This is a genomic window from Aliiroseovarius zhejiangensis (assembly GCF_014656375.1).
Lineage (GTDB): Bacteria > Pseudomonadota > Alphaproteobacteria > Rhodobacterales > Rhodobacteraceae > Aliiroseovarius > Aliiroseovarius zhejiangensis.
In genome coordinates, this window is record NZ_BNCH01000003.1 from 111,844 (window position 1) to 138,843 (window position 27,000).

Genomic DNA, 27,000 nt, shown 5'->3' on the forward strand with positions numbered 1-27,000 from the left:
TGCCCTCAATCCAGCACGACAACCTGTCCGGTTGCAATGCCCTTCTCGGTGCCGCCGTCGCGTAGCCAGACCCGGTCGCCGCCGATGCGGGCCACGCGCAGGCCGTTGAAGCTTGTGCCTTTGGTGGCCTTGATGATCCGCCCGTCGCTGAACTCAAGCAGCGCCCAGGCCGCGGCGTTGGTCTGATAGATACCGATCACCGACATTCGGTTTCGACCGTCATCTGGTTGGATGGAAGCAGCCACGGGGGTTGGAGCGGTTGCCAGATCGTCCACGCCCACAGCCGGTTCGGGGGGGCGGGGGAACGGCTCGGCGATCCGCTCAGGCTCAGATGGCAACCTGGGTTCGGGACTGCGCCGTTTTAGCGGACGTGGGGAGGCGGTGGGCGCAGACGCCAAATCGGGTTTCAGGACATCCTCTTCCGCCTTCGGCTGGGGCAAGGGCAGCGGGGTGGCGGCCAAGACCTTCGCGATCTGGTGGATCAGGTCGTCGTCGTCGGTTTTGTTGGCAATGACAGGGGCAGGTGGCGGCTGGCGCAGGTTTTCGGTGCCGTCCGCCAGATGCAGGGCAGGGGCCGTGATCGGTGTCGGCGTTGCCAGGCGCTGCGTATCAACAGAAAGAGAAGCGGGTGAGGCGGCTGGCGCTGCGACGAAATCCAGCGCGGCGAGTGATTGAGACACGTCAAGCACAACCGCATGATCCACCCGTTGCGGCCAAGTGTCCGGCTCGGCCATGGCAAACACGGTATCGGGAGAAGGGCGGGGACTGTCACTTGCGAGTGCGAAGACATCGGCCGGTGGCGGCGGCGGAACGGATATATCAACCGGTTCGGCCAGCGCGGCGACCAGCATGTCCAACTGATACTGCGCGTCGTCGTCCGACCGGACGGACTGGTCCGGGGCCACTATGTCCTGCACCGGCGATCCGAGCGAATAGACCAGAGCCGTGTCGGCAGCACCAAGCCCGTCGGCGCGCGCGGTTGCGTGAAGAGCAGGTGCGGGGGGCAGGTCGGTCATGTCATTGGCAGGTTTCAGCGAGGGGCCAAGACCATCCGGATCGACCAAGGCGTGTGGCACGGGGGGCGGGGCCAGAACATGACCCGCCGTCAGGATCGCCAGGTGACCGGCCTCGGATCGTGGCGTTCGGGGTTGGTCGAGATCGGTGGCAAATTCGGGCATATACGCTGTTGGTGCCGTTTTCTCGGGACCTTGCGCGGTCTCGCTCGGCACCGTGAACACCTCGTCCGGCGCGATGTCGCGAGTGATCGCATAGGGATCCGGCCAAACCCGTTTCGCGGCATAGATGGCGACGGACAGGAACAGCCCGCCAACGATAAACAGGACCGATAGAACGGACAATGCCAGTCGATACGATCTTGTTCCTTTCATAATTCCAACCTGCGTCCTGATGAAATCTGGCCTTCACGATCAAGCGCCCGGTCGCACGGCTTGTCAATATTGGCGCGTTACCGGCTAGCGTTGCAGACTGTTCTAGCGGTGGACTGTTGCGCGAAAACACAAATACAGGTGAAGGGTTTCGGTGAAGATCACAGGATGATTTAGCTTATTCCAACATTTGCCCTTCCCACTGGAAAGAACATACAGAACTACAGCAGGGGCCGGTCTGATCCAGCCGGTCACAGAAAACCATGGTGAAGGAAACTGGTCGGGCTGAGAGGATTCGAACCTCCGACCCCCTGCTCCCGAAGCAGGTGCGCTACCAGGCTGCGCTACAGCCCGACCGTGACGGGCGGGATAAACTGAGTTGCGGTCAGAGGCAAGCCCAGAAATGCCTTTGTGGCAACGTCGGGATCTATTTATCTTCCTGCCGACCAGCCAGACGCAAGATGAAAACGGCCGATGTGATCATCGGCCGTTTCAAGAAGCACGCGGGCGTTTGTTGCGTCAGAGATTCGCGTTCAGCGCGGCGATCACCGCGTCGCCCATGTCCGATGTGCTGACCGGTTTCACGCCTTCTTCGTTCGACAGATCGCCCGTGCGCACGCCATCGGCCAGCACCTTCTCGACGGCGGCCTCCAGTCGGTCAGCCTCGTCGCCCATGTCAAAGCTGTAGCGCAGTGCCATGGCGAAGCTGAGGATACAGGCGCAGGGGTTGGCCTTGCCTTCGCCCGCAATGTCGGGGGCCGAGCCGTGCACGGGTTCGTAAAGGGCCTTGGGCCGACCATTGGCCATCGGGGCACCCAGTGAGGCCGACGGCAGCATCCCCAACGATCCGGTCAACATGGCGGCGCAATCGGATAGGATGTCGCCAAACAGGTTGTCGGTATAGATCACATCAAACTGCTTGGGCGCACGCACCAGCTGCATGGCCCCGTTGTCGGCATACATATGCGACAACTCGACCTCGGGATAATCCTTGCCGACACGGGTCACGACCTCGCGCCACAGGATACCCGATTCCATCACGTTGGCCTTTTCCATCGAGCACAAACGCTTGTTGCGTTTCATCGCCAGCTCAAATGCCGACCGCGCGCCGCGCTCGATCTCGGTCTCGGTGTAGCGTTGGGTGTTGATCCCCACGCGTTCACCGTTCTCTTCGAAAATGCCACGCGGTTCGCCGAAATAGACGCCCGAGGTCAGCTCGCGCACGATCATGATATCCAGCCCCGACACGATGTCGCGTTTCAGGGACGAGAAATCGGCCAGCGCGTCGAAACATTGCGCCGGGCGCAGGTTTGAATACAAGTCCATTTCCTTGCGCAGCCGCAGAAGGCCACGTTCGGGTTTGACCGAGAAATCCAGATCGTCGTATTTCGGCCCACCAACGGCACCCAAAAGAACGGCGTCAACCTCTTGCGCTTTTGCCATGGTTTCATCGGCCAGCGGAACGCCATGCTTGTCATAGGCGGCACCACCCACCAGATCCTCGCTCACGTCGAAGGTCACGCCGCGCTTGTCGCCGATCCAGTCGATGATCTTGCGCACTTCGGCCATGACTTCGGGGCCGATGCCATCACCGGGCAGGATAAGGAGGGAGGGGTTGGTCATCGGCTTGTCCTTCATAAGAAATACGTCGCCGATGGCCTAGCCTGTCGGGGGCGTAGCGTCAAGAAATGAAGGGTCAGAAGCGCAGATCCACCCAGACAAGGCGGTGCCGCGACGCGGTGTTGACCGTGTCCAGCATCGGGTCGCCTTCGGCGGGCCAGAACACCCCTGCGCCCGTCACCTCAAGCGTGCGCGCGGGCAGGACATAGCTGACGCGCATATCCCCCGGCGCAGGCTCGGGCCAATCCACCGTGTGCAAGGATGCATTCCCTGTTGCAGTTGTGCCGGTGTGGCGCGGTTCGGGGTCGTTGAACCTGGGATCAGCCAGCAACCGGGTGATCGCGTCCCGGCGACCATCGCCCTTTGTCGGATCAAGGTTCGCAACCCCCGCGATGATCACCGGTCCGTCTGGGGCAGGGGTGGAAAGCGCGCCATCCATATAGCGTTGCCAGAATGCGATCTCATCATGGTTGCGCCGCCCGTTTCGGTCTTCGTCCCCGTCAAACACAGGAGTTGTGGCATGAAAGGTCAACAGGTGCAGAACCGGCCCGTTCGGCAGGCGCACCGGCACATCCCAATGAGCGACGCTGCTGAGCCGTTGGATCGCAAACGCCTCGGCCGATGGGAAGGGCGCGCCGTTTCGGGTTGGTGGAATGGCGACCGGCAGGTCGGTCCACAGAAAACCCGAGAAGTCGCGCACCTTGCCCAGCGGAAAGCGCGACAGGACGGCCATGCCGCCTTGCCCGGTGAAGCGGCCATAGCCCTGGGCGTCGCGCGGCTCGCCCGTGCGGCCGTTGCCATCCATGTCCAGCCCAGTGAACAGGCCCGCATTGGGCATCGCCGCAAAGGCGTGGGGCAGGGCATGTCCCCGATCTGCCAGCGCGGATTGAAAGGCCGTCAGGGCGTGGCGTTCGACGTCGTGGTCAAAGCCCTGAAGCGTCAGGATGTCAGGTTTGGTTGTGGCAATTACCGTCAGAACCGCAGCAATCTGAGGATCCGTCCCGGACAGGATGTCGCGCAACAAAAGGCCGGGGCCCTTGCGATCCAATTCAGCATTGAACGTTGCAACCCGCACATCCATCGCGGTCGAGGTGACTGGGATGGCGCTGACCACCACAGCCAGCGCCAGGATGGCGAATTGCTTCAGGGGATGGGCAAGACTGCGCGCGGCGTGGGTCAGGCCGTAGCCAGACCGGACTTGGTCGCCCGGCGTTTGTTGCGCTTGCGTTCGCTGCTGATCATCAGGGCGACACGCAGCATCGCGATACCGCGCATGAATAGGCTGGCAGGAAGAAAGGCCCATGCGGCAACTGTCCAGATCATGGTTTGATGGTTTTCCACCGACACCGAACCGAACAGCGATACGGCGGCAGAGATGATGATGGGCGTGGCAAACGGCAACAGGAAGCCAAGCGCAATGTTGAACCGGGCGTCGCGCACCAGGCGACGGACAACATCGCCGCCCGTGGTCGGGTCGAATGTCGGCAGATTGACCCAGACGTTGAACGCACCCGACGATTTCGACGGCCATTCGGTAAAGCGCAGCGCCATCAGGAACACGGCCATCGACAAAAGCGAGATCAGATAGCTCATGCCAGCGGCCGCGCGCAGCAGCACCATGTCGTTGAAACTGGCAGTGTCAGGCAACATCGACACCACGAAGCGCACCGGGCTGTAGGGGAAGTCGATGGCCTGACCAATCAGCATACCGACCGAGGTCATGAACTGGGTCGCCGTGGAATGGTCGGTCTGACCGCGCACGATCACCGACAGGCAGAACACGGTTGCAAACAGGGCGGCAAAGCGGATCCGGTTGAAGGGCGGGGCATCGCGAAATTCGACAAGGCCGGGATAGGTCGAGGCATACTCAAAGATCGTCAACGCGGCGGCGAATAGCGCGACGATGGTCACGATCTGGCCGGATTCCTGACTGACCCCCGGCACCAGAATGGACGGCGTTGCAATCAAGATCACCATCAGGAATGCTCGCGCAATTGCGCCAATCATTCGACTAACCACTACCTTTTCCTTCCACCTGGACGGGTGCTGTTACCTGCCGCACCCTTAATCCATGTCAGCGTTTCCTCACTCAGCGGGTCACTGCTTCTTATTGCAACATACTGCGTCGCATCTTAGTCCCACTGCAAGTTGAGCCTAAAATGCGTTGCCAAATGTGGTCGTTTTAAGGGGAAACTGGTGCGACTTTGCACCAAAATAAGGAGAAAATGGGGCCATTCCGGCGAATGACCCCATGATTCACGCAGTTTTTCAGGTGTTTAGACCCAAGGACGTTGGGTGGCGGCCTTGGCCTCAAAAGACTCAATTGATGCTTGTTTTTCCAGAGTCAGGCCGATGTCATCCAGTCCATTCAGCAAGCAATGCTTCTTGAAGGCGTCAACTTCGAAGGGAATCACCACGCCATCCGAGGTCGTGATCTCCTGTGATTCGAGGTCGACGGTCATCCGGGCATTGGCGCCTTTCTCGGCGTCGGCCATCAGAATGTCGACCTGTTCCTGCGTAAGCACGATCGGCAGAATGCCGTTCTTGAAGCAGTTGTTGAAGAAAATGTCGGCAAAGCTCGTCGAGATCACGCATTTGATGCCGAAATCGGCAATCGCCCAGGGTGCGTGTTCGCGCGACGACCCGCAACCGAAATTGTCGCCGGCCACCAGGATCTCGGCGTTGCGGTATTGCGGCTTGTTCAGGACGAAATCCGGGATCTCGTTGCCCTGGCGATCATAGCGCATTTCGTCAAACAGGTTCACGCCCAGACCCGACCGCTTGATGGTCTTCAGAAAGACCTTGGGGATGATCATATCGGTGTCGATATTCACCAGCGGCATTGGTGCCGCGATCCCATGAAGTTTTTGGAACTTGTCCATTGCACGCACCTTTCTGCATCCGCCACGCCGGATGGGCCGTGGCTGCGTCGTTCAGTCCCTTGCTTTATGCAGGTTTTGGCGGCGAATCCAAGTCAACCGCGCATGAAAAACCCGGCGCCTTGAGCAAAGCGCCGGGTTGGTGTTCAGATTGATCCGGATCAGGCTTTGCGGCGGCGGCGCGTGAGTGCGCCCATGCCAAACAGCCCGGTGATCAGAAGCAGCCCTGCGGCGGGCACCGGAACCGGCGACACCGTGACAAGGTTCTGCCCGGTGTAACGGCCACGATTTGCGTCGCCGTCCACTTGCAGGAACGACAGGTTCCACAGACCCGCGCCGGTGTAGTTCGTCGCCGCCAGAAGGAACTGGTTGGCAAGCGTCGTGCTGCCGGTGCTGCTGGCCTGGAACAGGCCGGTCGACACGCTGAGCGCGGTGTCGTCGTCTTCATATGCGGCTTCCCACAGCGCCATCTGGAAGGCGGCGGCCTGATCGCCGTTTGACGCGTCAAGCGAGGCGTAGTTGGCATCAAACACCGACTGAACCCGGTCGCGCGCGACGTTGGACAGGCCAAAGCTGTTCGAGAACGGATCGTTGGTCGGCGTATAGTTCTGACTGGAACCCGTGCTCATCAGATAATGCGCGATGTCCAGACACCAGCCGACGAAACTGCCCATGTCCCCCGATGTGTCGGTCAGGTTGAAGCCCGTGGCGCCAACGGTTCCGGGCGTGTTCGCCACCGGAGAAGAATTGACAGATACGGACTGAACCGTGGACGTATAGCCATCCAGCCGCAAAACGGCGGCGTCGGATGTGGTTGCGAAACCTGCGGCAATGACGGCCGCTGATAGTAGTTTTTTCATATTCACCCCTTCGATACTTTTGACCCAGCAATATTTTTCCACCGCATCCCCGGAACGGTGTTGGAATAAAAGTGATTCTAGCGGTGCATCGTGTCCGGCGCAAAGAAATTCGTCAGAATTGTGGCCGTATCAATTTTAGGTGGTGTGGGGTGCGCGGGGGGAGTGTAAAAAAGTGCGCAACTGTTTCCCAGTTGCGCACAATCGCATCGTTTCCAGTTGTTTCGGTGTGCCTCGCCTGGCACACGAATCACATCAGATCGCGAACATCGGTCAGTTTTCCGGTCAGTGCGGCGGCTGCCGCCATGGCGGGCGACACCAGATGGGTGCGTCCTTTGTAGCCCTGACGCCCCTCGAAGTTCCGGTTCGAGGTCGACGCGCAACGTTCATGCTCGGACAGTTGGTCAGGGTTCATGGCAAGACACATGGAGCAGCCCGCCAGCCGCCATTCGAACCCGGCCTCCTGAAAGATCTCGGCCAGACCTTCTTCTTCCGCCTGCGCGCGTACAAGGCCGGATCCCGGCACGATCATGGCCCGCAGTCCGTCCTTGATCTTCTTGCCCTTCACCACGTCGGCCACGGCGCGCAGATCTTCGATGCGCCCGTTGGTGCAAGAGCCGATGAACACGGTATCAATTTCAATGTCGGTCAGCTTCTGGCCGGGGGTCAGGCCCATATATTCGATGGCGCGCTTGGCTGCCTCGACCTTGCCGCCGGTGAAATCCTCGGGGCTGGGCACAGTGGCGGATATAGGCAGAACATCCTCGGGCGAGGTGCCCCAGGTCACGACCGGCTCGATCTCTTCACCCTTGAGCGTGATTACTTTGTCGAAATGCGCGCCTTCGTCGGTGTAAAGCGTTTTCCAGTATTCCAGCGCCTGTTCCCATTGCCCGGCTTTGGGCGCATGGGGGCGGCCTTTGACATATTCAAAGGTGGTCTCATCCGGTGCGATCAGACCTGCGCGGGCGCCGCCTTCGATGGCCATGTTACAGACGGTCATGCGGCCTTCCATCGACAGGTCGCGGATCGCCTCACCGCAATATTCGATGACATAGCCGGTGCCGCCGGCGGTGCCGGTCTTGCCGATCACGGCCAGCGTGATGTCCTTGGCGGTGACACCCGGTTTCAGCTTGCCGGTGATCTCGACCTTCATGTTTTTCGACTTCTTCTGGATCAGCGTTTGCGTCGCCAGAACATGTTCGACCTCGGACGTGCCGATGCCGTGCGCCAGCGCGCCGAACGCACCGTGCGTCGCGGTATGGCTGTCACCGCACACGACCGTCATGCCGGGCAGGGTCCAGCCCTGTTCGGGACCAACGATGTGCACGATCCCCTGGCGCACGTCATCCACGGGGTAATAATGGATGCCGAATTCCTTGGCGTTCTTGTCCAGCGCCTCGACCTGAATGCGGCTTTCTTCGTTTTCGATCCCCTTGGCGCGGTCCAGCGTGGTGGGCACGTTGTGATCCGGCACTGCGATGGTCTTGTCGGGCGCGTGGACCTTGCGTCCCGCCATGCGCAGCCCTTCGAAGGCCTGCGGGCTGGTCACTTCGTGCACCAGATGGCGGTCGATATACAGAAGGCAGGTGCCGTCTTCGGCTTCATGGGCCACATGGGCGTCCCAGATTTTGTCATAGAGTGTCTTCGGGGCGGTCATATCGCTCTCCGTGGATGGGCGTGGATGTATGTCAGGTTGCAATAGGTCGGGGGCGCCACCTTATAGGTAGGCCTGCACCGTCCGCGTCGCACCGAAAAACCGCCAGGGCAGGCGCGCGCGATCATCCATATCGAAAACCCGAGTCATGCTGCTGGGATACTCTTTTGCCGCCCATGTCGCAAGAGCGGTTGGAGGTGATGGTGTGTCCGCCCACTGGACGCCGGGAATGCCGCGTGTAAAACTCATCGCTATGGAGCCAGAAGCAACGCCGCACCCCGGCACATCACCCAGAGAAAGCAGCGGCGCGGACGACCTGCCAGAGCTTGCAACCAGCACTTTCGACACGCTGCGCGACGAGTTGATGCCGCTGTGGATCGAAGGCGCCAACTTCGTGACCAGCCTTGGACAGACCTGGCGTTTGTACCAGGTGGCCATCGTGGTTCTGCTGGCGGTGATTTCCTGGGCGGTCGGCAAGGTGCTGGCCCCCCGGATCGACGAATGGCTGCGGTCGCGCGAGGGGTGGTCGAAACGCCGGTTGCGCTTTGCCATCCACACCAAGCGCCGTGTGCCCATGATGATGTTCGTGGTGATGTCATGGATGGTTGTGTCGGTGATGCGCGAGGTGACGTGGCCGTCACGATCCTATCTGATCGCGGCGATTGGCACGCTGGCGCTGGCCTGGGTGCTGGTGGGCTTTGCCTCGGTCATCGTTGAGAACCGCGTTCTGCGGCGCACGACGAAATGGGGGCTGTGGATCTATGTCACCCTGTATTATCTGGGTGTCACCGACGAGATCGGCGAGGTGCTGGATAATCTGGCGATCTCGGCAGGGGATTTCCATATCTCGCTTCTGGATGTTCTGCGCGCGGTTGTGGTCACGGCGGCACTGTTTGCACTGGCGCGCATGTTCAGCCGGGGATCGGCGGAGAAGATCAAGAACAACGACGACATCTCTCCGTCCATGCAGGTGTTGGCGGTCAAGTTCATCCAGCTTCTTCTGTATGGCGCGGCGTTCTTTCTGGGCCTGAAAGTGATCGGTGTCGACCTGACCGGTCTGGCGGTCCTGTCGGGTGCCATCGGTGTCGGTCTTGGTTTTGGTCTGCAAAAGGTCGTGTCGAACCTTGTGTCGGGCGTGATCATCCTGCTGGACAAGTCGATCAAGCCGGGCGACGTGATTTCCCTGGGCGAGACCTTCGGCTGGATCCAGCAGCTTGGCGCGAGATATGTGTCCGTCGTCACACGCGACGGGCGCGAATACCTGATCCCGAACGAAGACCTGATCACCGGGCAGGTGGTGAACTGGTCGCATACGAACTCGTTCGTGCGGCTGGATATCTATTTCGGCACCGCCTATGGCGACGATCCGCACAAGGTGCGCAAGGTTGCAATCGCAGCCGCCAGCGAAGTGGCGCGGGTTCTGAGCTTTCGTCCCCCTGTCTGCCACATCGTCGGATTTGGCGACAGTTCGGTCGATTACATTCTGCGCTTCTGGATCGACGATCCGACCGGCGGGCTGACCAATATCCGCGGCAATGTCTATCTGGCGCTGTGGGATGCGTTCCACGAAAACGACATCTCGTTCCCGTTCCCGCAGCGCGAGGTGCGCCTGTTGCAGGACGACGAGGAGGGCGAACAGGAGGGCGACCTGGCGGACGCGGCGGAAACCGGCGAAAATCCGCAGGCGTGACCCTTTTGCATGACCCAATAACGCCAGTTGCTTGACGAACGTTGAGATCGCCCCCATGTGATGCTACGATTCCAACATGCCCAGCGTCGGGGCGGAACGGCGTGTATTGATAGGAGGACAATGTCCTGTATCGTCAAACAGAGGTCGCAGAAGATGCGACTGCAGGGAAATCCGCAATGACGGCGGCCCCTCAGACCAATGTCAGCGACACAATCCTGTCGCTCGTTCTAAACTCACTTGAAGATGACAAAGCCGAAGATGTGGTGATCATCGATTTGCGCGGCAAATCCGAGATGGCCGATCACATGGTCGTGTGCTCCGGTCGTTCGACCCGACAGGTCGCCGCGATTTCGGAAAAGCTGACCGAGAAGCTCAAACAGGATATGGGGGTCTTTTCGAAGATCGAAGGCAAGGATCAGGGCGACTGGGTTCTGATCGACGCGGGCGACGTGATCGTCCATGTCTTCCGCCCCGAAGTGCGCGAGTTCTATCAGCTTGAGAAGATGTGGTTGGAGCCGGGCACGGCCGGCGCGGCCACCTGATCTTCAAGGGTGCGACGTCATGAAGGTGCATATCTGCGCCGTTGGCCGCCTGCGCGGCGGGGCCGAGCGTGACCTGATCGACGATTATCTGACCCGGTTCGATCGCACCGGGCGTGCGCTGGGTCTGGGGCCAGCCCAAATCCATGAAGTGGAGGACAAGAAGGGCGGTGGCACGGCGGCCGAAGCCGCCTTGCTGGAACGAGCCATTCCGCAGGGCGCGCTGCTGTGCACGCTGGACGAACGTGGCAAGGTCATGTCCTCGCCCGATTTTGCAAACCTGCTGGCCCGTTGGCGTGAAGACGGGCGCAGCGATGTGGCTTTCGCGATCGGCGGGGCGGACGGGCTTGACCCCGGTCTGCGCGCCCAAGCCGATGCCAGCCTGTCATTTGGCAAGATGGTCTGGCCGCATATGCTGGCGCGGGTGATGTTGTCCGAACAGCTTTACCGTGCGGCCTCGATCTTGGCGGGCAGCCCGTATCACCGGGTCTGACCGGCGCCGCAGTGCCTGCCTGCCTTGCACCCGGTCTGTTCGCACAATAGACAGTCCTTATGCAGCCAGAGGATCCGATCATATGACCACGCCCAAGCCCGTCGTTCTGTGCATTCTCGATGGCTGGGGGCTGCGCGCGCAACGCGACTACAACGCCCCCGCGCTGGCCAGCACTCCCAATTTCGATTGGTTGATGAAAAACTGCCCGCACGGCACACTGATTACGCATGGTCCGGATGTGGGCCTGCCGACGGGACAGATGGGCAATTCAGAAGTGGGGCACACCAATATCGGCGCAGGTCGCGTGGTGGCGATGGACCTTGGTCAGATTGATCTGGCGATCGAGGATGGTTCGTTCTTTGAGAACGAAGCTCTGCGCGCGTTCGCAACCAAGGTCAAGGCGGCAGGCGGCATCGCCCATATCGCCGGATTGGTAAGCCCCGGTGGCGTTCACAGCCATCAGGATCACCTTGTCGCCGCAGCCAAGGCGCTGACCGATGCGGGGCTGAGCGTGGCCATTCATGCAATCACCGATGGGCGCGACGTGCCGCCGCAATCCGCGCGTGAACAGGTGGCGGCGTTTGAGGCGGCGCTTCCAAACGGCGCGCGCGTGGTCACCGTGATGGGCCGCTATTTCGCGATGGATCGCGACAACCGCTGGGACCGGGTCAGCCGCGCCTTCGACGCCATGGTCAAGGGGCAGGGCGCCGCGACATCCAGCGCCGATGCCGCCATCGCTGCCGCCTATGACAAGGGCGAAACAGACGAGTTCATCCAACCTGCGGTGATCGACGGCTTTGCGGGCATGAAAGATGGGGATGGCCTGTTCTTCATCAACTTCCGCGCCGACCGCGCCCGCGAAATCCTGCGCGCCATCGGCGAGCCGGGCTTTGCCGAGTTTAACACCGGCCCGCGTCCAACCTTGTCGGCGCTTCTGGGCATGGTGGAATATTCCGATGATCACAACGCCTTTATGACCACCTGTTTTCCCAAGCGCGAGATTGTGAACACGCTGGCCGAATGGGTCGCGAAACACGGCAAAACCCAGTTTCACACCGCCGAGACCGAGAAGTATCCCCATGTCACGTTTTTTCTGAACGGCGGCAAGGAAGCCCCGGTCGAAGGCGAGGTGCGATATATGGCCGACAGCCCAAAGGTCGCCACCTATGACCTGCAACCGGAAATGTCCGCCGCTGAAGTCACCGAACATTTCGTCGGGGCCATCCGTGACCGCTTTGACCTGATCGTCACAAACTATGCCAATCCCGACATGGTGGGACATACCGGCGATCTGGATGCGGCCATCGCAGCCTGTGAAGCGGTGGATGCCGGGCTTGGACAAGTGCTGGCGGCGCTGAAAGAGGTGGGCGGCGCGATGATCGTGACCGCCGATCATGGCAACTGCGAAACCATGTGGGACGACGAAACCAACGGCCCCCACACGGCGCATACGACCAACCTTGTGCCAGTCATTCTGTTTGGCGGACCCGAGGGCGCCCGACTGGCAGACGGACGACTGGCCGATCTGGCCCCGACCGTGCTGGAGCTTATGGGGCTGGCGCAGCCCGCCGAGATGACCGGCGAAAGTCTGATCCGCCGGTGAGAGGGGTCGGGCGTCTCTTGCCCCGTTTGGCGGGGGCGGTCCTGTTGGTGCTCGCGCCGACACTTGCAGCCCGTGCGCAGACCGACCCGACCGACGCCGCCCGTGCCGCGATGCTGGCGCTGGACAAGGCGACGCTTGCACTGGCCGAAGCTGAAAAGTCCACCGACCGGATTTCCGCCCTGACGCAAACCGTGCAGGCCTATGAGGAAGGGCTGGCCGCGCTGCGCGATGGGTTGCGCCGGGCCAGCCTGCGCGAGGCAACCCTGAAGGGTGCCTTGCAGGCGGAAAGCGACCAGTTGTCCCAACTTCTGGGCGTCCTGCAAACCATCCAACGCGCGCCGGAACCGGCCTTGCTGGTCCATCCTGCTGGACCGATTGGCACCGCCCGGTCCGGGATGATCCTGTCCGATGTGGCCCCCGCCCTGCAATTGAAAGCCGACGCGCTGCGCCGCGACCTTGAAGAGCTGCAAACCCTGCAGACCTTGCAGGAAAACGCGGTCGAGACGCTGAAATCAGGGCTGGAAGGTGCGCAGGACGCGCGGTTCGAGCTTAGCCTGGCCATCGCGCGGCGCACCGAACTGCCCCGCCGTTTCGTCGCTGATGAGGCCCGGATGAAAACGCTGCTTGAAAGCGCGGATACCTTGACCAGCTTTGCCGACGGGCTGATGTCGGAACCTGTGCCGCAGGGCAACGCTGCCGATACACGGGACTTTTCAAGCGTGAAAGGGCGGCTGCCCATGCCCGTGCTGGGCAAGGTGTTGCGCCGCTTTGATGAGGTGGACGCCGCCGGGGTGCGTCGCCCCGGTTATGTCATCGCCACGCGGCCCTTGGCCATCGTCACCACACCCTGGCCTGCGACGATCCGATACCTGGGGCCGCTTCTGGACTATGGCAACGTCGCCATCATCGAACCGGGCGATGGTTATCTGATGGTGCTTGCCGGGTTGGGCCAACTGTTCGGCGAAGTGGGTGAGGTGCTGCCAAAAGACGCCCCGATCGGCCTGATGGGCGGGGCGTCGGCCAGCGGTGATCAAGCGTTTTTGATCGCAGCGGAGGAAGGAACTGGCGCAGTCGCGTCGGAAACGCTTTATATAGAGCTAAGAGAGAACGGAACACCCGTGGACCCCGGCGACTGGTTCGCGGCAGGCAAGGAATGAACTGATGAGGAAATTCGTGATGGCCGCCCTTGGGGGCACATTGGCAGGCGCGGTGCTGACCACGCAGGTGGCCGGGCCGCTTCTTGCACAAGATGCCGCCCGCAACGCAAGCGTCTATGAGCAACTTGACCTGTTTGGCGACATTTTTGAACGTATCCGCGCGCAATATGTGGAAGAGGTCGACGCCGCCGATCTGATCGAGGCGGCCATTGACGGGATGCTGACCTCGCTCGACCCGCATTCCAGTTACCTGTCGCCCAAGGACGCCGCCGACATGCGGGTGCAGACGCGCGGGTCATTCGGGGGGCTGGGCATCGAAGTGACGCAGGAAGAAGGCTTCGTGCGTGTCGTGTCGCCGATGGACGGAACACCCGCAGCAGATGCAGGCATGGAATCGGGCGACTATATCACCCACGTGGATGGCGAAGCCCTGATGGGGCTGACATTGGACGAGGCGGTGAACATGCTGCGCGGCCCGGTGGGATCCGAGATCATCATCACCGTTGTGCGCGAAGGCGTGGATGAACCCTTCGACGTGTCGATCATCCGCGACACGATCAAGCTGACCGCCGCCACCGCGCGCTCGGTCGGCAATACCATCGTTCTCAGGGTGACGACCTTCAACGACCAGACCTATGCCAACATGACCGAAGGCTTGACCCGCGAGGTTGAGGCCCTGGGCGGGATGGACAATGTCGCAGGCATTGTGCTGGATCTGCGCAACAACCCCGGCGGGCTTCTGAATCAGGCGATCGAAGTGTCCGACGCCTTCCTTGAAAGCGGCGAAATCGTATCGACCCGCGGCCGCAATCCCGGTGAAAGCGAACGGGTCAACGCCGAAGCAGGCGACTTGGCCGAAGGCAAACCGATGGTCGTTCTGATCAATGGCGGCTCGGCCTCTGCGTCGGAAATCGTCGCAGGCGCGCTTCAGGACCACCATCGCGCCATCGTCGTCGGCACCAAGAGCTTCGGCAAAGGCTCGGTCCAGACGGTGATGCCGCTGGCCTCGGACGGGGCCATGCGCCTGACCACCGCACGGTATTATACACCGTCGGGCCGTTCGATTCAGGCGCTGGGCGTGTCGCCCGACATCTTGGTCGAGCAGCCCCCGCGCGTCCCCACGGCCGAGAACGAGGATGAAGGCCGCCCGCAACGCACCGAAGCCGACCTGCGCGGCAGCCTGAACAATGACAGCCTGAGCGAGGATGAACAGCGCCAGATCGAGGAAGAACGCGAAGCCGCGGAAGAAGCCGCCAAGCTGCGCGACGACGATTTCCAACTGTCTTACGCGGTCGACCTGATCAAGGGCCTGTCGACCATCGCCATGGCGCAGTGAGCAGGTTGCAAGACGATCAAGGGGCCATTCTCAGGGATGGCCCTTTTGCATTCCTGCCACAGATGCCTGTAACACGCTGTCGCACCGCCAAGCTGATGAGGTCATGATGACACCTGCCGATATCGAAAAACTGCCCTATCGACCTTGCGTCGGGATCATGCTGGTGAATGACGATGGCAAGGTGTTCGTGGGCCAAAGGCTGGACGCGCCGAAACTGGGCACTGAAACCGCCTGGCAGATGCCTCAGGGCGGGGTGGATGACGGCGAAGACCCGCGCGAGGCTGCCCTGCGCGAGCTGTGGGAAGAAACCGGCGTGACAAGCGATCTAGTGACGATCGAAGCGGAACTGCCTGACTGGCTGCCCTATGACCTGCCCCACGACATCGTGCCACGGATCTGGAAAGGCCGCTTCAAAGGGCAACAACAGCGGTGGTTCCTGATGCGGTTCAAGGGCGACGACAGCGCGGTGAATATCGAAACGGACCACCCGGAATTCAGCCAATGGGCCTGGATGGACCCGGACGAGGTCGTGGCCCATATCGTGCCCTTCAAACGCGACATCTATGCCACTGTCCTCAAGGGATTTCGGAGGTATCTGTGATGCGCGGCCTGCTGCTTGTCATCTGGCTCGTGATGCCTCAGTCCGCCTTGGCACTTTCGTGCTTGCCCCACAACGCGATCTCAGCCTTCCTGGACGCCGCCCGGTCCACCAAATCCTATGTTGCGGTGTTGGGTCGGCTCAGCTTTGATGCCAGCAAAACCCCCAAACCAGACCAATCCCGGCAACGATTGCCCAAACCCGACAATTTCCTCAGCGGTCGGATCAGCGGGCACAGCCTGACGCGGTCAGGTTTTGACTCGCCGTTTGACCGCGCGATTGACATCAACCTGAAATGCATGGGGCCGTGGTGTGCCCGGCTTCGCAACGGACAGGAACATCTGGTGTATCTGGAACGGACAGACGGGCGTTACCTGCTCGTGTCCGATCCCTGTGGCGGATACGCGTTCGCGACGCCCGATCCGGCCACCCTGGACAAGGTCCGGTCCTGCATGCGCGGTCAGGCCTGCGATCCCGAATTGCCGCGCCGCTGACGCGTTTCACCCTTCGCAAACGCCACAATCCCGCTATAAGGGCGGCAAACATCGCTGCCGGAGCCACGCCCATGTCCTTTGACCGTTCGATCAAGATCGCACCCTCCATCCTGTCCGCCGATTTCGCCAATTTCGGTCAGGAAATCCAGGCCATCGAAGCGCAGGGCGCCGACTGGGTGCATGTCGATGTCATGGACGGCCATTTCGTGCCCAACCTGACCTTCGGCCCGCCTGCAGTGAAAGCCTTCCGCCCCCATGTGAAAACCTTCATGGATGTGCATCTGATGATCGCGCCGGTCGATCCCTATATCGAAGCCTATGCCGAAGCCGGCGCCGATATGATCACCGCCCATGTCGAAGCCGGACCCCATATCCACCGCACGTTGCAGGCCATCAAGGCGCAGGGCGTGAAAGCCGGCGTCAGCCTGAACCCGGGCACACCGCTGGACAGCATCGAACATGTGCTCGACCTCGTGGATATGGTGCTGATCATGACCGTGAACCCGGGCTTCGGCGGGCAGAAGTTCATCCACTCCGGCGTCGACAAAACCCGCCGCCTGCGCCGGATGATCGGCGACCGCCCGGTCCACATCCAGATCGACGGCGGTGTCACAACCGAAACCGCGCCACTGGTGGCCGAAGCCGGTGCCGATGTACTGGTGGCCGGATCCGCCGTCTTCAAAGGCGGCTCGGTCGACAATCCAGACGCTTATGGGGACAATATCCGCGCCATCCGCGCCGCCGCTGAAGCCGAGCGCAGCTAGGGTTTCTTCTGGCCCGAAATTTCCCGGGGTAGGTCCAATCGACCGATTGGACCGCAGGGGCAGCGCCCCTGACACAAGGCTGGATTGTCACATTCGAATGTGACAATCTGATGCGAACAAATTGCCGGAGGACACCATGTTTCGCATCACCACAGCCTTTGCCACCCTTGTCGCCTTTGCCGCCATACCCGCCTTTGCGGATGAAGACATCGCCGACCAGTATCCCGGCTCGGTGCTTTATGAAAAACCGGTCGAGGTGATTCCGGATGTCTGGTCCGCCATCGGCGCCACCGCCCCGCCGACCTATGAAAATGCAGGCCACAACAACAATCTCAGCTTCATCGTCACGGGCGAAGGCGTGATCGTGGTCAACGCGGGCGCCAACGCCAAGCTGGCGCAGGCCCTGCATGACGAGATCAAGGCCGTCACCGACCAGCCCGTGAAACTCGTCATCAACGAAAACGGCCAGGGTCACGCGATGCTGGGCAACAGTTACTGGATCGATCAGGGGGTCGAGGTGCTGGCCCATGTCGATGCCGCCCATGAATTTGAGGAATACTCGGCCCAGATCTATGACGGCATGACGCGATACGCGCGCGAGAACGCCGAGGGCACCGTGCCGATGGGGCCGACCCGCACCTTCGAGGATAAGGAGGTTATCACACTGGGGGGCAAAACCATCGAAGTGCTCTATTCCGGTCCGGCCCACAGCCCCGGCGACATCCAGGTCTGGCTGCCGGAAGACGGGTTGATGATTGCGGGCGACATGGCCTTTCATAACCGCATCCCGCCGATTTTCGAGGACACCTGCACCAGCTGCTGGATCGAGACCTGGGAAACCGTCTTTGCCCCCATCGGCGCAACCTATGTGATCCCCGGTCACGGATACCCGACCAACATGGCACAGGTTGAAGATCACACCATCGGCTACCTCAAACATCTGCGCGGCGAAGTGGGCAAGCTGCTTGACGAAGGCGGCACGCTGGAAGACGCCTATTACGTTGACCAATCCCCCTATGCCCACCACGACACGTTCGAGGAGCTGGCCACCAAGAATGCCGGTCAGGTCTTTACCGAGATGGAGTTTGAGTAACCGACACCCTCAGTCCCGGCTGCGCAGATGATCCAGCATCGCACCGGATCCGAACCCGTCTGCCACCAACCCGTTGTCGCGCTGATAGTTGCGCAGCGCGGCGGCGGTGTTCGGGCCGGGGAACCCATCTGCGCCCAATGTGTCATAGCCCGCCGCCGTCAGGCGTTCCTGCAATTCGCGCATCTGGTCGCGGGACAGCACGATCAGGTCATCGGGGCAGCGCGTTCTGATCGGACGCCCGCCCTGCACCCGGTCGGCCAGAAGCCCGACTGCAATCGCATAGGCATCGGCCCGGTTATAGGTCAGCAACACGTCGAAATTACCAAAGGTCATGAAGGCCGGGCCGCTGGCGCCTGACGGCAGCACGATCGAGGCCTCCCCATAATCCGGGACCGGGCTGCCATCGGCCAGCTGCACCCCCATGCCCGCCCAGTCGGCAACCGCGCGTTTGACCTGGCGTCCCGCCAGTGCATGGTCGAACCCCTGTGGCAAGACGACCTCGACCCGGCAGGGGCGGCTCATCCGCCAACCATGCGCGGCCAAGTAGTTCGCGATCGAGGCCAACCCGTCCTGCGGATCGTCGCCCCAGATGTCGCGCCGCCCATCCCCGTCATGGTCGACCGCAAACCGCAGAACGCTGGACGGCATGAACTGTCCATGCCCCATCGCCCCGGCCCAGGATCCCAGCATCGCGGCGGGCGCGATGTCGCCTGCGTCGATGATCGTCAGCGCGGCGATCAGTTCGTCTTCGAAGAAACTGGCGCGATGTCCCGATTGCGCCAGTGTCGCCAGCGCCGTCAGAACCGGCCAGTCGCCACGTGTGGCGCCGTAATCGGTCTCCAACCCCCAAATCGCCAGGATGATCTGCGGATCGACGTCAAATTTCTCGGATATGCCATTCAGAAGGGCGCGATTATCCCGAAACCGTGCCCGCCCCTTGCGGATGCGTTTGTCCGTCACCGCGCGTTCCAGGTATTGCGAGATGGTCAGGGTAAATTCAGCCTGGTTCGATTGCTTTTCCAGCACCCTGGGATCGGGGCGCAGATGGCTCGCGCACAGCTCAAGCGTTTGGGCAGAGACGCCCGCCTGACCGGCACGTTTGCGAAAGGCATCGCACCATGCCTGAAAATCGTCTTCCAACATCATACTGTTCAACACCAACTCATACCTTTTGTCCCGATTGGACATTACCAACTACTTTCGGGAACGCTTCACTTTCTTTTTCGTCTTTGCGGTTTTCCGCTTTGACGTCATGGGTTTCCGGGGTGTGGACTTCCCCGTCTTTCGCGTTTTTGCGGGCGTCAGTTTGCGTCCTTCAATGTTCAGAAGCTCAAGCGTCAGCCCGCCGGTGGTCGGAATGGCTTCCGCAAGTCGCACGGTGACACGCTGCCCCAGCCCGATCACCAGACCCGACCGTTCGCCCACCAGCACCTGTTCGTCCTTGTCATGGCGAAAATATTCGTTGCCCAGCGAACTGATGGGCACAAGCCCGTCGGCGCCGGTTTCGTCCAGTTTCACGAACAGGCCGAACCGCGCGATGCCCGATACCCGCCCTGTGAACTCGTTGCCGACGCGTTCGGCCAGAAACGCGGCCAGATAACGGTCTGTCGTGTCCCGTTCAGCCGCCATCGACCGCCGTTCGGTTTCCGAGATATGCTGCGCCGTCGCTTCCAGCTTTTCGATGTCTTCCGGCCTGAGCCCGTCCTTGCCCCATCCATGCCCCGAGATCAGCGCCCGGTGTACGATCAGGTCTGAATAGCGCCGGATGGGCGAGGTGAAATGCGCATAGGATTGCAATGCCAGCCCGAAATGTCCGAAGTTTTCCGGGAAATAGTAGGCCTGCGACATTGACCGCAGGGTGGTCAGGTTGATCAGCTCGTCAAACTCCGTGTCTTCGGACTGGGCCAGCAGATTGTTCAGGTGCTGGGTTTTCAGTACCTGCCCCTTGGCCAGCGTGAAACCAGACGCCTGCGCGACCTCACGCAAGGCTTCCAGCTTCTCGGGGCTGGGCTCTTCGTGGACCCGAAACAGAAGCGGGCGTCTGAGGCGGGTCAGTTCCTCGGCCGCGGCGACGTTGGCGAGGATCATGAACTCTTCGATCAGCCGGTGCGCGTCGAAGCGTTCGGCAAAGGCGACCGAGGCGACCTTGCCATCGTCGTCCAGGATGATCTTGCGTTCCGGCAGGTCCAGATCCAGTGGCTGGCGCGAGGCGCGGGCTTGTTTGGTCGCGTGATAGGCGGCAAACAGCGGCGCGATCACCTCGTCCATAAGGGGCGCGCATTTTTCGTTGGGTTGACCGTCCTGCGCCGCCTGCACCTCGGCGTAGTTCAGCGAGGCATGGGATTTCATCAACCCGCGAATGAAACTGTGGCTGAGTTTGCGGCCCTGCGCGTCCAGCACCATGCGCACGGCGATACACGCGCGTGGCACACCTTCGTGCAGGCTGCACAAATCGCCAGACAACCGGTCGGGCAGCATCGGCACCACCCGGTCGGGAAAATAGGTTGAATTGCCCCGCCGCCGCGCCTCGTGATCCAGATCTGATCCGGGTGTCACGTAATGGGCCACATCGGCGATGGCGACCCATACCACATGACCGCCGGGGTTCTTCGGGTTGTCGTCCGCATGGGCATAGCACGCATCGTCATGGTCGCGCGCATCCGCCGGGTCGATGGTGACAAGGGGCAGGTGGCGCAGATCCTCGCGCCCCTTCAGGCCCGCCGGTTTCATCGCATCCGCTTCTTCGATCACGCTGTCGGGGAAGGCATCCGGGATGCCGTGCTGGTGGATCGCGATCAGGCTGACGGCCTTGGGCGCGGTCGGGTCGCCCAGCCGGGCCACGATCCGCGCGCGGGGCAGTCCCATGCGGGATTTCGGCCCGGATTGCTGCGCCTCGACCAACTCGCCGTCTTTCGCGCCTTCGTCCGCTCCGGGATCAACCCGCCATTCCTTGTCCGCCCCCTTGTCGACAGGCACGATCCGCCCGCCTTCGGACCCCTTGCGATAGATGCCCAGAATACGGATCGGATTGGTGCCGATGCGGCGGATCAACCGTGCCTCATAGGCATAAGGCTCATCTTTCACCTCGGTCATGCGGGCCAGAATGCGCTCGCCCGGCTCCAGCGCCGGGTCCGAGGGCTTCAGCACCAAAATCGCACGCGGCGCAGCGCCGTCGCCCGCCCATTCCATCGGGCTGGCATACAGATCGCCATCGGCATCGGGCACCTCGATCCGCAGCACGGCGACCGGCGGCAGCTTGTCCGGGTTGCGATAGGTCTTGCCACGTTTGGCAAGGTGCCCGTCGGCCTCAAGCTCTTTCAACAGGCGCTTCAGGTCGATCCGCGCCGCGCCCTTGATCCCGAACGCCCGCGCGATGTCGCGCTTGCCCGTCTGGGTCGGGTTATCCGAGATCCAGTCCAGAATCTCTTGTTTGCTGGGAAATTGGCTCATGCGAAATAATCCCGGATAAGGCGTGAATAAATGGTTTTCAACTGGCCGATCTGGTCGACTTTCACCCGTTCATCCACCTGATGCATGGTTTTGCCCACAAGGCCGAACTCAACCACGGGGCAGATGACCTTGACGAAGCGCGCATCCGATGTCCCGCCCGAGGTCGACGCCTCTGGGCGACGCCCGGTTTCGGCCTCGACCGCTGTGGCAACAAGGTCAGACAGCGGGCCGGGGGGGGTCACGAAACTTTCACCCGACACGGTCGCCGTCATCTCGATATCCACACCGGTGGCTTTGCCGACGCGGGCGGCTTCGGTGTTCAGCCATCGGATCAGGTCAGACGAACTGTGCGCGTCGTTGAAGCGGATGTTGACCGTGGCGCGGCATTCGGCGGGGATCACGTTGGTGGCGGGGTTGCCCGTGTCAAAGGTCGTCACGGCAAGGGTCGAAGCGTCGAAATGGTCGGTGCCATTGTCTAGCTCGTGCGCCGCAAGGTCGGCAATCAGCCGGGCCAGCGCGGGCACCGGGTTCAGCGCGCGGTGGGGATAGGCGGAATGGCCCTGCACCCCGCGCGCGGTGAAATAGGCCGTCATGGACCCGCGCCGCCCGATCTTCATCATCTCGCCCATGTCATTCGGGCTGGTGGGTTCGCCAACGATGCAATCATCCATGGTTTCGCCCGCTTCGGCCATCCAGTCCAGAATGGCGGTGGTGCCGTCGGTGGCATCGCCTTCTTCGTCGCCGGTAATGGTGATGACAAGCGAGGCATCCGCAGGCGCATCCGCCACGAAATCAATCGCGGCAGCGACCCAGGCGGCCACGCCGGACTTCATATCTGTGGCACCCCGACCATATAGATAACCGTCACGTATCTCGGCCCCGAAGGGATCCACCGTCCAGGCGTCCGCATCGCCCACCGGCACCACGTCGGTATGGCCGTTGAACCCCAGCGTGCGTGCATTCCGCGACCCCCAGCGGGCAAACAGGTTCGACACGCCCCCCCGGTCGATCCGGGTGCAGGCAAAGCCCGCATCGGTCAGCAGTCTTTCCAGCAGGACCAGCGCGCCACCTTCCTCTGGCGTGACCGACGGGCATCGCACCAATTGTTGCGTCAAGGCCACCGGATCAACCGGTGTGTGGGTGGTGTCGGACATGTTCGTGCGCTCCTTTCTGATATCTGTAGTCGGTTGACGGGGGCAGGGCAATCGGTGGAGGTCTTCCGCCCATGGCCGATGCGCAGACTGGACCTTGCGTTGGGGGGTGTCTAACCTGCGCGCGAACTCACACTGCGCGCTTCGGAGCCCTTCATGAAAAAACTTCTGTACCTTCTGCTGCTTGTGCCGCTGTCGGCCTGTTTCGATGCCGATCTGGATTTCGTCGTGCATGACGATGAAACGGCCACCATGTCGGCGCATATGCTGCTGGGGCCGGAAATGTACGGAATGATCGCGCAAAGCGGGCAGGATCCTTGTGAAGAGGGGGTCGGCACCACAAATGCCGATGGCACCTTCAGTTGCCGCGTCGAAGAAACCGACACGATCGACAACCTGATCGCCGAAATCGAGAACGGCCAGAAAAACGCCGCGCAAGGTGGCGTGAACCCCAACCAGGGTGTCAGCCTTGAACGGATGGAAGGCCCCTTTGTCCGGCTGGTGTTTGACCTGGCCGAGCTGAAAAAGGTGGCGGCTGAAAGCGGCGCGGACCCGTCGATGATGGGGATGCTGCAACAATCCTTTCAGGGGCATCGCATCCACATGACCATCACCGGCAAGGACATCGTTGAAACCAACGGCCAGTTGTCCGCGGATGGCCGCACCGCCGAGATCACGATCCCGCTTCGGGCGCTGATCGAACCGGATGCCAGCCTGCCGGACCAGTTTGTCACCGTGGTGCGGACCGAATAGACAAACCAGCTATGGCAGGAAACGATCCACGACACCCGGCAATTCGTCGGGTGTTTTCACCTGTGCGTCTGCCCCCGACAGATCGTCACTGCGGCCATAGCCCCAGCCAACGGCGATGAAGGCCATGCCCACCGCGCGCGCGGCATCAAGATCGTAGTGGCGATCCCCAACCATGACGCAACGCGCAGGATCATCGCCGGTTCGGGTCAGCGCATGGGCCAGCAATTCGCCCTTGTCATTGCGGGTGCCATCAAGTTCGGGGCCAAATTCGTGGGTCATGTGTTTCGCCAATCCGAAATGCGCGGTGATCTTGCGCGCATAGACATGCGGCTTGGCGGTGGCAAGGTGCATGACATGCCGCGCACCGATGGCGGTCAGCGCGGCAGGGATACCGTCGAAGACGGTGCAGTCATACATGCCGCCGTGATCCTCGTAATACCTGCGATACAAGGCCAGAGCCTGCGCCGGGTCCGGGGTGCCCAGCTTTTCGAAGCTCCACAAAAGTGCGGGGCCGATGACCCATTCCAGATCGTCCGGCGCGGGAGCGTCCAGCCCCAGATCCTGCAAGGCTTTCACGACGCTGCCGGTGATGCCGGGCTTCGGGTCGGTCAGAGTACCATCAAGGTCCCAAAAAACGGTGCCCATCAGGTATCCTCGTCAAAGAAGGGGGTCATCTGGGCGACGATCACGCTGTTTTCCTTGAGCGCGCGGCCCATCAGCTTGCGTTCTTCGCCGGGAATGTCATGCCCCTCGGCCAGCCGTTCATCCAGGCTGCCATAGCCGTTCACGTCAAGCGGGGCCAGGTCGGCCTGTTTCAGGATTGCAACGGTTTCACGCACCGCTTCGGCCTCGTCCACGCCCGAGGCATAGCACACCAGCGCGGCACCCGTGGCACCGTCCGGCAGGCCATCGCCGTCCTTGCGACCGACCTCGACCAGTAGCGTATAAACCTGATGCGGTTTCTTCGGTTTTTTCTCTTTGCTCATGCGCCGGGCTTAGGCCGCTTCCGGGCCGGGATCAAGCCTTGCCGGTTCAGACCGTGTATGTGCAGGCGGCTGGATGCTGTGCGTTGCGAGATTGTGCGGCCTCGGCGGCAAAACCGATGGCGATCAGGCTGCTGAGCAGAACAAGACGTATCATTATGACCTCCCTTGGTATGAGGGTGATACGGACCAGCCCGGCATTTACGTCACTTTTTCCTATGAGAACGCATAAAAAAGCGCGCCGGTCGGAAGCGGCGCGCCTTGTCTTTCCTTACAGCGTTGGTGCTCAGTCGCGTAAAAGCTCGTTGATCCCGGTTTTCGAGCGGGTCTTGGCATCCACCCGTTTCACGATCACCGCGCAGTACAGGTTGACGCCATTTTTCGACGGCATCGAGCCTGCGACCACGACCGAATAGGGGGGCACTTCGCCATACATGACCTCGCCGGTTTCGCGGTCCACGATCTTGGTCGACTGACCGATGAACACGCCCATGCCCAGCACGGACCCTTCACGCACGATGCAGCCTTCCACGACTTCCGAGCGGGCACCGATGAAGCAGTTGTCTTCGATGATGGTCGGGCCGGCCTGCATGGGTTCCAGCACGCCACCAATGCCCACGCCGCCCGACAGATGCACGTTCTTGCCGATCTGCGCGCACGACCCAACCGTAGCCCAGGTGTCAACCATCGTGCCTTCGTCCACATAGGCGCCAAGGTTCACGAAGCTGGGCATCAACACGACGCCAGGGGCGATGAAGGCGGATTTGCGGACAATGCAGTTCGGCACGGCGCGGAACCCGGCCGCCTTCCACTGATTGTCGCCCCAACCCTTGAACTTGCTGTCAACCTTGTCCCACCAGCCGCCGCCTTGCGGACCGCCATCCTGTTGTTCCATGTCCTTCAGGCGAAAGCCCAGCAGCACAGCCTTCTTCGCCCATTGGTTCACATGCCAGTCGCCATTGTCCTGACGTTCGGCCACACGCAGCCCGCCGCCATCCAACGCGTTCAGCGTATCCTCGATCGCCTCGCGGGTTTCGCCGGTCGTGGTGGGGGTGATGGTGTCGCGCGCCTCCCAGGCGGCTTCAATGGCGGCTTCGAGTTGGGCGTTCGACATGCAAATGGCTCCTTCAACGGGATTGGGCGAGATTTTGTTGCATTGGTCTTTAAGCTGCATCCCGTATTTGTGCAATGGAACGTGGCACTGGTTCTTCACGTGCAAAGGCGTTAGCCATGAACAGAACGCACAAGTGACAGGATTAGTGAGCATGAAAGACGAACGCAACCATCCGTTCCGCGACAGCGCGCAAGACCGCAAAGCCGCACAACATACGCCCGATACGCCCCAGACCCGCGCGCAGGCCTACAAGCTGGCCTATGACGATCAGGAGTTTCTGTGCCGGGACGAGTTGCGGCCGGTGCGCTGGCAGCTGGAACTGATGAAACCCGAGCTTCTGATGCAGGAATACGGGGTGGACAGCACCGTCGTCCTGTTTGGTGGCGCCCGAATCCCGGAGCCTGCGAAAAAGGACACGGCGCGCACTGAAACGCTGGCAGACCTGTCCCGGTTTTATGACGAAGCACGCGAATTTGCCCGCCTGATGACCTTGCGTTCCAAAGCCAACGGGCACCGCGAGAACGTGATCGTCACCGGCGGCGGGCCGGGCGTGATGGAGGCGGGGAACCGCGGAGCGGCGGACGCGGGTGGCGTGTCCGTCGGGTTGAACATCGTCTTGCCACATGAACAGGCGCCCAACGAATATGTGACGCCCGACCTGTGCTTCAACTTCCACTATTTCGCGATCCGCAAGATGCATTTCCTGATGCGCGCCGAGGCGATCGCGATTTTCCCCGGCGGTTTCGGCACGCTGGACGAGATGTTTGAAAGCCTGACGCTGATTCAGACCGGACGGATGAAACGCGTGCCGTTCCTGCTGTTCGGCCGCGATTTCTGGACCCGTATCGTGAATTGGGAGGCACTGGCGGACGCTGGCACGATCAGTCCCGAGGATCTGGACCTGTTCCGCTTTGTCGAAACGGCGCAGGAGGCGATCGACGTGATCGACAACTGGGGCCAGCCCGGCAAGCGCAAGGACATTCCGGGGCGGTGACCTGCCGCCGGGTCCGCGCGCGCAAGGTCGGCCCTGTCACCCTTTGTCGTCAAAGATCGGGTCGAACCCGGCCCAGATCATCCGCTTGCCATCAAACGGCATCTCGCCCATCTCTTTCCAGCGTGGGTCTGTCTCCATGCTTTTTGCGGCAGCATCGCAGGTCTGTTTGTCCGGCCATTCGATCCACGAAAACACCACGGCCTCGCCGTCCTCGGCCTTTACCGCGCGTTTGAAATCCGTGACCTTGCCGTCCGGTGTGGTTTCGCTCCATGTCTCGACGATGCGTGTCGCGCCATATTCCTGAAACAGCGGTGCGGATTTGGCGGCAAGGTCGCGATAGGCGTCCTTGTTCTTGACCGGCACCGGGATCAGGAACCCTTGAACATAGCTCAT

The 27,000-nt window shown here is 61.5% G+C and carries 26 protein-coding genes and 1 tRNA gene; 12 read left to right on the plus strand and 15 right to left on the minus strand.

Annotated elements, in window-relative coordinates:
- Positions 1-5: 5 nt before the first annotated feature.
- The 8 genes from IE188_RS08445 to leuC all read right to left on the minus strand — a co-directional run bounded on the left by IE188_RS08445 (position 6) and on the right by leuC (position 8,398).
- Positions 6-1,388 (minus strand): hypothetical protein, encoded by a 1,383-nt coding sequence (locus IE188_RS08445; protein WP_191286054.1) that lies wholly within the window; start codon positions 1,386-1,388, stop codon positions 6-8.
- A 274-nt stretch (positions 1,389-1,662) separates the two neighbouring features.
- Positions 1,663-1,739 (minus strand) — tRNA-Pro (locus IE188_RS08450).
- Positions 1,740-1,904: 165 nt separating this feature from the next.
- Positions 1,905-3,008: a 3-isopropylmalate dehydrogenase gene (gene leuB / locus IE188_RS08455; protein WP_191286055.1), complete on the minus strand. Its 1,104-nt coding sequence runs from the start codon at positions 3,006-3,008 to the stop codon at positions 1,905-1,907.
- Between the two features lie 73 nt (positions 3,009-3,081).
- Positions 3,082-4,086: an endonuclease/exonuclease/phosphatase family protein gene (locus IE188_RS08460; protein ID WP_229836685.1), complete on the minus strand. Its 1,005-nt coding sequence runs from the start codon at positions 4,084-4,086 to the stop codon at positions 3,082-3,084.
- Positions 4,087-4,181: 95 nt separating this feature from the next.
- A complete protein-coding gene (locus IE188_RS08465; protein ID WP_229836650.1) occupies positions 4,182-5,012 on the minus strand; it encodes a hypothetical protein in 831 nt (276 codons plus the stop codon).
- Between the two features lie 269 nt (positions 5,013-5,281).
- On the minus strand, positions 5,282-5,887 hold the full coding sequence (leuD, locus tag IE188_RS08470; protein WP_191286057.1) for a 3-isopropylmalate dehydratase small subunit: 606 nt from the start codon (positions 5,885-5,887) through the stop codon (positions 5,282-5,284).
- Positions 5,888-6,045: 158 nt separating this feature from the next.
- A complete protein-coding gene (locus IE188_RS08475; protein ID WP_191286058.1) occupies positions 6,046-6,744 on the minus strand; it encodes a VPLPA-CTERM sorting domain-containing protein in 699 nt (232 codons plus the stop codon).
- 247 nt (positions 6,745-6,991) lie between these two features.
- Positions 6,992-8,398, minus strand: a complete 1,407-nt coding sequence (leuC, locus tag IE188_RS08480) for a 3-isopropylmalate dehydratase large subunit (RefSeq protein ID WP_191286059.1) — start codon at positions 8,396-8,398, stop codon at positions 6,992-6,994.
- A 226-nt stretch (positions 8,399-8,624) separates the two neighbouring features.
- Here leuC and IE188_RS08485 point away from each other — a divergent pair, with 226 nt between their 5' ends.
- The 10 genes from IE188_RS08485 to IE188_RS08530 all read left to right on the plus strand — a co-directional run bounded on the left by IE188_RS08485 (position 8,625) and on the right by IE188_RS08530 (position 18,162).
- Positions 8,625-10,085 (plus strand): mechanosensitive ion channel family protein, encoded by a 1,461-nt coding sequence (locus IE188_RS08485; protein WP_407648210.1) that lies wholly within the window; start codon positions 8,625-8,627, stop codon positions 10,083-10,085.
- Between the two features lie 176 nt (positions 10,086-10,261).
- Positions 10,262-10,627, plus strand: a complete 366-nt coding sequence (rsfS, locus tag IE188_RS08490; protein WP_191286060.1) for a ribosome silencing factor — start codon at positions 10,262-10,264, stop codon at positions 10,625-10,627.
- Between the two features lie 19 nt (positions 10,628-10,646).
- The gene (gene rlmH, locus IE188_RS08495; protein WP_191286061.1) at positions 10,647-11,117 is read left to right on the plus strand and encodes a 23S rRNA (pseudouridine(1915)-N(3))-methyltransferase RlmH; all 471 of its coding nucleotides are present in this window, start codon (positions 10,647-10,649) and stop codon (positions 11,115-11,117) included.
- Between the two features lie 82 nt (positions 11,118-11,199).
- Positions 11,200-12,720 (plus strand): 2,3-bisphosphoglycerate-independent phosphoglycerate mutase, encoded by a 1,521-nt coding sequence (gpmI, locus tag IE188_RS08500; protein WP_191286062.1) that lies wholly within the window; start codon positions 11,200-11,202, stop codon positions 12,718-12,720.
- A 17-nt stretch (positions 12,721-12,737) separates the two neighbouring features.
- The gene (locus tag IE188_RS08505; RefSeq protein ID WP_191286063.1) at positions 12,738-13,877 is read left to right on the plus strand and encodes a murein hydrolase activator EnvC family protein; all 1,140 of its coding nucleotides are present in this window, start codon (positions 12,738-12,740) and stop codon (positions 13,875-13,877) included.
- Between the two features lie 4 nt (positions 13,878-13,881).
- Entirely contained in the window at positions 13,882-15,213 is a 1,332-nt protein-coding gene (locus IE188_RS08510; protein ID WP_191286064.1) for a S41 family peptidase, read from the plus strand.
- A gap of 106 nt (positions 15,214-15,319) precedes the next feature.
- Positions 15,320-15,814, plus strand: coding sequence for an RNA pyrophosphohydrolase (locus tag IE188_RS08515; RefSeq protein WP_191286065.1), 495 nt, complete (start codon positions 15,320-15,322; stop codon positions 15,812-15,814).
- The gene (locus IE188_RS08520) at positions 15,814-16,305 is read left to right on the plus strand and encodes a hypothetical protein (RefSeq protein WP_191286066.1); all 492 of its coding nucleotides are present in this window, start codon (positions 15,814-15,816) and stop codon (positions 16,303-16,305) included. Before IE188_RS08515 ends, IE188_RS08520 begins: the two co-directional genes overlap by 1 nt.
- Before the next feature lie 71 nt (positions 16,306-16,376).
- Positions 16,377-17,069, plus strand: a complete 693-nt coding sequence (gene rpe, locus IE188_RS08525) for a ribulose-phosphate 3-epimerase (protein WP_191286067.1) — start codon at positions 16,377-16,379, stop codon at positions 17,067-17,069.
- Positions 17,070-17,205: 136 nt separating this feature from the next.
- The gene (locus tag IE188_RS08530) at positions 17,206-18,162 is read left to right on the plus strand and encodes an MBL fold metallo-hydrolase (protein WP_191286068.1); all 957 of its coding nucleotides are present in this window, start codon (positions 17,206-17,208) and stop codon (positions 18,160-18,162) included.
- A gap of 9 nt (positions 18,163-18,171) precedes the next feature.
- Here the strand turns inward: IE188_RS08530 and IE188_RS08535 are convergent, their stop codons facing one another.
- From IE188_RS08535 to dapE, 3 genes are read right to left on the minus strand one after another with little or no spacing between them, the layout of a single operon-like run.
- The gene (locus IE188_RS08535) at positions 18,172-19,308 is read right to left on the minus strand and encodes a lytic murein transglycosylase (protein ID WP_229836698.1); all 1,137 of its coding nucleotides are present in this window, start codon (positions 19,306-19,308) and stop codon (positions 18,172-18,174) included.
- Positions 19,309-19,356: 48 nt separating this feature from the next.
- On the minus strand, positions 19,357-21,612 hold the full coding sequence (gene rnr, locus IE188_RS08540) for a ribonuclease R (protein WP_191286070.1): 2,256 nt from the start codon (positions 21,610-21,612) through the stop codon (positions 19,357-19,359).
- Complete coding sequence (dapE, locus tag IE188_RS08545) at positions 21,609-22,766, minus strand: succinyl-diaminopimelate desuccinylase (RefSeq protein WP_191286071.1); 1,158 nt, start codon at positions 22,764-22,766, stop codon at positions 21,609-21,611. Before dapE ends, rnr begins: the two co-directional genes overlap by 4 nt.
- Positions 22,767-22,919: 153 nt before the next feature.
- Here dapE and IE188_RS08550 point away from each other — a divergent pair, with 153 nt between their 5' ends.
- Entirely contained in the window at positions 22,920-23,516 is a 597-nt protein-coding gene (locus IE188_RS08550; protein WP_191286072.1) for a hypothetical protein, read from the plus strand.
- Between the two features lie 9 nt (positions 23,517-23,525).
- Here IE188_RS08550 and IE188_RS08555 read toward each other — a convergent pair whose 3' ends face one another.
- The 3 genes from IE188_RS08555 to dapD all read right to left on the minus strand — a co-directional run bounded on the left by IE188_RS08555 (position 23,526) and on the right by dapD (position 25,613).
- The gene (locus IE188_RS08555; RefSeq protein WP_191286073.1) at positions 23,526-24,161 is read right to left on the minus strand and encodes an HAD hydrolase-like protein; all 636 of its coding nucleotides are present in this window, start codon (positions 24,159-24,161) and stop codon (positions 23,526-23,528) included.
- Complete coding sequence (locus IE188_RS08560; RefSeq protein WP_191286074.1) at positions 24,161-24,502, minus strand: hypothetical protein; 342 nt, start codon at positions 24,500-24,502, stop codon at positions 24,161-24,163. Before IE188_RS08560 ends, IE188_RS08555 begins: the two co-directional genes overlap by 1 nt.
- 283 nt (positions 24,503-24,785) lie before the next feature.
- Positions 24,786-25,613: a 2,3,4,5-tetrahydropyridine-2,6-dicarboxylate N-succinyltransferase gene (dapD, locus tag IE188_RS08565; protein ID WP_191286075.1), complete on the minus strand. Its 828-nt coding sequence runs from the start codon at positions 25,611-25,613 to the stop codon at positions 24,786-24,788.
- 151 nt (positions 25,614-25,764) lie between these two features.
- Here dapD and IE188_RS08570 point away from each other — a divergent pair, with 151 nt between their 5' ends.
- Complete coding sequence (locus IE188_RS08570) at positions 25,765-26,607, plus strand: LOG family protein (protein ID WP_191286076.1); 843 nt, start codon at positions 25,765-25,767, stop codon at positions 26,605-26,607.
- A gap of 36 nt (positions 26,608-26,643) precedes the next feature.
- Here the strand turns inward: IE188_RS08570 and IE188_RS08575 are convergent, their stop codons facing one another.
- Positions 26,644-27,000, minus strand: coding sequence for a DUF1428 domain-containing protein (locus IE188_RS08575; RefSeq protein ID WP_191286077.1), 357 nt, complete (start codon positions 26,998-27,000; stop codon positions 26,644-26,646).

What these genes read in the sequence shown, in the direction of transcription:
- IE188_RS08445 (WP_191286054.1), bottom strand. Translation starts at nt 1,388, where the DNA reads ATGAAAGGAACAAGATCGTATCGACTGGCATTGTCCGTTCTATCGGTC.
- leuB (WP_191286055.1), bottom strand. Translation starts at nt 3,008, where the DNA reads ATGACCAACCCCTCCCTCCTTATCCTGCCCGGTGATGGCATCGGCCCC.
- IE188_RS08460 (WP_229836685.1), bottom strand. Translation starts at nt 4,086, where the DNA reads ATGGATGTGCGGGTTGCAACGTTCAATGCTGAATTGGATCGCAAGGGC.
- IE188_RS08465 (WP_229836650.1), bottom strand. Translation starts at nt 5,012, where the DNA reads ATGATTGGCGCAATTGCGCGAGCATTCCTGATGGTGATCTTGATTGCA.
- leuD (WP_191286057.1), bottom strand. Translation starts at nt 5,887, where the DNA reads ATGGACAAGTTCCAAAAACTTCATGGGATCGCGGCACCAATGCCGCTG.
- IE188_RS08475 (WP_191286058.1), bottom strand. Translation starts at nt 6,744, where the DNA reads ATGAAAAAACTACTATCAGCGGCCGTCATTGCCGCAGGTTTCGCAACC.
- leuC (WP_191286059.1), bottom strand. Translation starts at nt 8,398, where the DNA reads ATGACCGCCCCGAAGACACTCTATGACAAAATCTGGGACGCCCATGTG.
- IE188_RS08485 (WP_407648210.1), top strand. Translation starts at nt 8,625, where the DNA reads ATGCCGCGTGTAAAACTCATCGCTATGGAGCCAGAAGCAACGCCGCAC.
- rsfS (WP_191286060.1), top strand. Translation starts at nt 10,262, where the DNA reads ATGACGGCGGCCCCTCAGACCAATGTCAGCGACACAATCCTGTCGCTC.
- rlmH (WP_191286061.1), top strand. Translation starts at nt 10,647, where the DNA reads ATGAAGGTGCATATCTGCGCCGTTGGCCGCCTGCGCGGCGGGGCCGAG.
- gpmI (WP_191286062.1), top strand. Translation starts at nt 11,200, where the DNA reads ATGACCACGCCCAAGCCCGTCGTTCTGTGCATTCTCGATGGCTGGGGG.
- IE188_RS08510 (WP_191286064.1), top strand. Translation starts at nt 13,882, where the DNA reads ATGAGGAAATTCGTGATGGCCGCCCTTGGGGGCACATTGGCAGGCGCG.
- IE188_RS08515 (WP_191286065.1), top strand. Translation starts at nt 15,320, where the DNA reads ATGACACCTGCCGATATCGAAAAACTGCCCTATCGACCTTGCGTCGGG.
- IE188_RS08520 (WP_191286066.1), top strand. Translation starts at nt 15,814, where the DNA reads ATGCGCGGCCTGCTGCTTGTCATCTGGCTCGTGATGCCTCAGTCCGCC.
- rpe (WP_191286067.1), top strand. Translation starts at nt 16,377, where the DNA reads ATGTCCTTTGACCGTTCGATCAAGATCGCACCCTCCATCCTGTCCGCC.
- IE188_RS08530 (WP_191286068.1), top strand. Translation starts at nt 17,206, where the DNA reads ATGTTTCGCATCACCACAGCCTTTGCCACCCTTGTCGCCTTTGCCGCC.
- IE188_RS08535 (WP_229836698.1), bottom strand. Translation starts at nt 19,308, where the DNA reads ATGATGTTGGAAGACGATTTTCAGGCATGGTGCGATGCCTTTCGCAAA.
- rnr (WP_191286070.1), bottom strand. Translation starts at nt 21,612, where the DNA reads ATGAGCCAATTTCCCAGCAAACAAGAGATTCTGGACTGGATCTCGGAT.
- dapE (WP_191286071.1), bottom strand. Translation starts at nt 22,766, where the DNA reads ATGTCCGACACCACCCACACACCGGTTGATCCGGTGGCCTTGACGCAA.
- IE188_RS08550 (WP_191286072.1), top strand. Translation starts at nt 22,920, where the DNA reads ATGAAAAAACTTCTGTACCTTCTGCTGCTTGTGCCGCTGTCGGCCTGT.
- IE188_RS08555 (WP_191286073.1), bottom strand. Translation starts at nt 24,161, where the DNA reads ATGGGCACCGTTTTTTGGGACCTTGATGGTACTCTGACCGACCCGAAG.
- IE188_RS08560 (WP_191286074.1), bottom strand. Translation starts at nt 24,502, where the DNA reads ATGAGCAAAGAGAAAAAACCGAAGAAACCGCATCAGGTTTATACGCTA.
- dapD (WP_191286075.1), bottom strand. Translation starts at nt 25,613, where the DNA reads ATGTCGAACGCCCAACTCGAAGCCGCCATTGAAGCCGCCTGGGAGGCG.
- IE188_RS08570 (WP_191286076.1), top strand. Translation starts at nt 25,765, where the DNA reads ATGAAAGACGAACGCAACCATCCGTTCCGCGACAGCGCGCAAGACCGC.
- IE188_RS08575 (WP_191286077.1), bottom strand. Translation starts at nt 27,000, where the DNA reads ATGAGCTATGTTCAAGGGTTCCTGATCCCGGTGCCGGTCAAGAACAAG.